Here is a 3,981-nt window from a genome sequence, read left to right as displayed (position 1 = left end):
GCCGGGGTCAGGGCGGGGGCGTTGCAGTCGTTCGGTTCCATTTTTTTCATTGGTAGTCTCCATGCCATGCAGGCGAATGTTGAACTGCGATCGAAGGTGCTGCCGTACTGCCGCGCCGATGCTAGCACGTATGCATCTGTTTTGTTATCGTTAACCGCGACCTGGATCAACCACGCTGCCATGTCCAAAACATATCCATTTCGATAAAAAAGGCATGCCTGCGGCGCCACCGCCACCGTTATGATGTGCCGGTATCGTAGGTCGGGCGCCAGGAGCTCGGAGAGGTCTTGACATCGTTCCCGGATGTGATATAACTGGCCAAGTTATCGATACCAAATCAAATGACAAGCCCGGCGGCGGCACGAGCCGCACCACGGGCAAAGGAGACGATCCGTTGTTCACGTTACGTGCGTTCGCGCGCCGCTGCGCCGCGCCGCTTGCCGTCCTGCTGGGATGCCTCGCTGCCGATGCCGCCCACGCCATCGAGAACCGGCTGCAGGTGCACCCGTTCCCGAATCCCATCCGCTACACCCACCATAACGACGACTACACGGTGCGCGTGCGCGTGCCCGGCGGGCAGTGGCAGGACCTGTACGAGTACGACGTGAAGGTCGACCTGGACAAGCCGCAGGATGCCTCGATGGTCTACTTCAACTTCGACGGCACGGCGGAAGTGGCGGTCCAGAAGAACAACGGCACGTTTTCGAAAGTGGCGGTGCGGCCGGATGCGAAGGGCGTCAAGCCGGTTGTGCGCGACGGTGTCGTGTATTTCACGCTGCGCCGTCCGGAGAACCTGAGCGTGGAATTCGACGACGACCGCCTGCACAACCTGCACGTGTTCACGCACGCGATCCGGGCCGACATGCCGGCCGTGCCCGCGAACCTGGCATCGAACGACATCGGAACGGGCACGGCGCCCGACTTCACGCAGCCCATCGTGTTCTTCGGACCGGGCATCCACAAGGGCGACTTCCGCCTGCGCTCGCACACGAAGGTATACATCCACGGCGCCGCAATCCTGAAAAGCCCGCTCGTGATCGAGGGCGTCGAGGACGTGCAAGTGTTCAGCGACGGCCTGTTCGACGGCACCGACGTGACGACCATCCGGAATTCGCGCAACATCGCGATCGACGGTCCGATCGCCATCAACCAGCCGCACGGCACGATGCGCTGCATCATGTCGCAGGACCTCGCCGAGACGAATATCCGCACGATCGGGGCCGGCCAGTGGTCGGACGGCATCGGCCACTTCGCATGCGAGCGCGTGACGATCGCGGACAGCTTCGTGCGCACGTCGGACGACTGCCTGACGTTCTACAACCACCGCTGGGACATCTGGGGCAATACGCGCGACGTGCAGGTCCGGGACACGACCCTGTGGGCCGACATCGCGCACGCCGTCATGATCGGCATCCACGGCAATACGCCGACGCCGGCGCACCCGCAGAGCGAGGTGCTGGAGCGCCTGCGCTTCTCGAACATCGATATCCTCGACCATGACGAGGACGACCCGGAATACGAGGGCGCCCTGGGCATCATGGCGGGCGACGACAACCTGGTGCGCGACGTCGTGTTCGAGGACATCCGGGTCGACCGCATCGAGGAAGGCAAGCTCTTCAACCTGAAGATCGCGTACACGGCCAAGTACAACACGAGCCCGGGGCTGGGCATCGAGAACGTCACCATGCGCAACATCCATTACACGGGCAAGGGTTCGCCGAGCGCATCCGCCATCACGGGCCTCGATGCCACGCGCAAGGTCAAGAACGTGACGATCGAGAACGTGACCGTGGGCGGCAGGCGCCTCACCGCGCCCGAGGCGGGGCTGCTCGAGGTGAACGGTTTCGTCGACGGACTGCGCTTCCGCTGACACAACAACCATAACAATAACGACACAGGAGAGACATGGAATCCACGAACATCATCGCGGCCGTGCTGCTGGCGACGGCGGCCTTGCCCGCGCTGGCCGCGCAGCCGACACCGGCCGAGTGGGAGCAGCCGGAAGTGGTCGCGGTCAACCGCGAGCCGATGAAGGCGACGTTCTTCAATTTCGAATCGCGCGAGAAAGCGCTGGCCGGCGACAAGGCCGCGTCGCAGTATTTCCTGTCGCTGGACGGCACCTGGAAATTCGCGTACTCGAAGACCCCGGAAACGCGCCCGAAGGATTTCTACAAGCTGTCGTACGACGTGAGCAAGTGGGGCCAGATCCAGGTGCCCGGCATGCTGCAGACGCAGGGCTACGGCAAGCCGATCTTCACGAACATCCGCTATCCGTTCCCCGCCAACGAGCCGTTCATCCCGCATGACCTGAACGAAGTCGGCTCGTACCGCCGCGAGTTCGACGTGCCCGCCGCGTGGAACGGCCGCGACGTGTTCCTGCAGATCGGCGCGGCCGGTGCGGCCTATTACGTGTGGGTCAACGGTCAGAAGGTCGGCTATTCCGAGGATTCCAAGCTGCCTTCCGAATTCGACCTGACCCGCTACGTGCGCCCGGGCCGCAACACGATCGCCATCGAACTGTATCGCTGGGCGGACGGCTCGTACCTGGAAGACCAGGACTTCTGGCGCGTCAACGGCATCGAACGCAGCGTGTACGTGTATGCCGAACCGAAGACGCGGCTGCGCGACTACCGCGTGACGGCGGGGCTGGACAAGGCCAATTACCGCGACGGCCGCTTCGAACTCGTCGCCGAGATGGCGGGTGCGCCGGCCAGGGTGGACGTGGAGGCGCGGGTGCTGGACGGCACGCGCGAAGTGCTGCGCGTGAAAGGCACGCCGGGTGGCGACCGCAAGGTCGTCCTGGCCGGCGCGGTCCCCGCCGTGAAACCCTGGTCGGCCGAGACGCCGAACCTGTACACGCTGCTCGTGGAGGTGACGGATGCGCAGGGCCGGCTGGTGTCGGCGACGTCGCGCCGCATCGGCTTCCGCACGGTGGAGATCGCGGACGGCGAAGTGCGCGTGAACGGCAAGCGGGTGATGATCAAGGGCGTCAACCGCCACGAGCACGACCCCCATACGTACCGCGTGATGTCGATGGCGTCGATGCGCAAGGACATCGAATTGATGAAGCGGGCCAATGTGAACGCCGTGCGCGCGTCGCATTACCCGAACGATCCGCGCTGGTACGACCTGGCCGACGAATACGGCCTGTACATCATGGACGAGGCGGACCTCGAGTCGCACGGCTACATGGAGAAGGGCGACCAGGCGGGCGACCCGCAGAAGCGCGCCGCGATCCAGCTGGGCTACAAGCCGCACTGGCGCATCGCGCACCTGGACCGCATCTCGCGCATGGTGGAACGCGACAAGAATTCGCCGTCGGTCATCTTCTGGTCGCTGGGGAACGAGGCCGGCACGGGGCCGAACTTCGAGAACGCGGCCGCGTGGATCCGCAAGAACGATCCGACGCGTTTGATCAGCTACCTGGGCCACGGCACCATCGGCGAGGAACACCTGCCGAACGCCTACGTCGACATCTACGCGCCCATGTACGACGACATCGAGAAGATGGCGGACTACGCGCTCGACCCGAACTTCCGCCAGCCGATGATCCAGTGCGAATACGCCCATGCGATGGGCAATTCGCTGGGCAACCTGGAGGACTACTGGCAGGTCATCCGCGCGCACCGCAAGCTGCAGGGCGGCTTCGTGTGGGACTGGGTCGACCAGAGCATCATCGCGAAGGACGACAAGGGCCGCACGTACTGGGCGTCCGGCTTCGACCTGAACCCGGAGCGGGGCGACAACAGCGTCGTCGGCGACGGCGTCGTGCGCTCGGACCGCACACCGGATCCGGAATACTATGAACTGCAGAAGGTCTATTCGCCCGTCGTGTTCGAAGGCGACCCGGCAGCAGGCAGCATCGAGGTCGTGAACCGCTACGATTTCCGCGACCTGTCGCATCTCGCGTTCGATTGGGAGCTGGCGCGCGACGGCGTCGTCGTCGCCCGCGGCACACTGGCCGATGCGGCCACGCCGGCC

Annotated in this window: 3 protein-coding genes; 2 read left to right on the top strand and 1 reads right to left on the bottom strand. The window is 64.5% G+C overall.

Annotation, left to right across the window (positions count from 1 at the left end; translation table 11 throughout):
- Window positions 1-182: hypothetical protein (locus tag ACEN88_RS26095; protein ID WP_413344348.1), on the bottom strand; the 182-nt coding region annotated here is incomplete at its 3' end.
- A gap of 212 nt (window positions 183-394) precedes the next feature.
- Here ACEN88_RS26095 and ACEN88_RS26090 point away from each other — a divergent pair.
- Window positions 395-1,870 (top strand): hypothetical protein, encoded by a 1,476-nt coding sequence (locus tag ACEN88_RS26090; RefSeq protein WP_413344346.1) that lies wholly within the window; start codon window positions 395-397, stop codon window positions 1,868-1,870.
- A 35-nt stretch (window positions 1,871-1,905) separates the two neighbouring features.
- Window positions 1,906-3,981 (top strand): glycoside hydrolase family 2 TIM barrel-domain containing protein (locus tag ACEN88_RS26085; RefSeq protein ID WP_413344344.1); only part of this gene is annotated, 2,076 nt, incomplete at its 3' end.

Origin of the sequence: Massilia sp. CT11-108, from assembly GCF_047302915.1 — a bacterium.
Lineage (GTDB): Bacteria > Pseudomonadota > Gammaproteobacteria > Burkholderiales > Burkholderiaceae_D > Telluria > Telluria orientalis.
The sequence above is the reverse complement of the archived record's forward strand: the minus strand, read 5'-3'. Positions and strand labels throughout refer to the sequence as shown.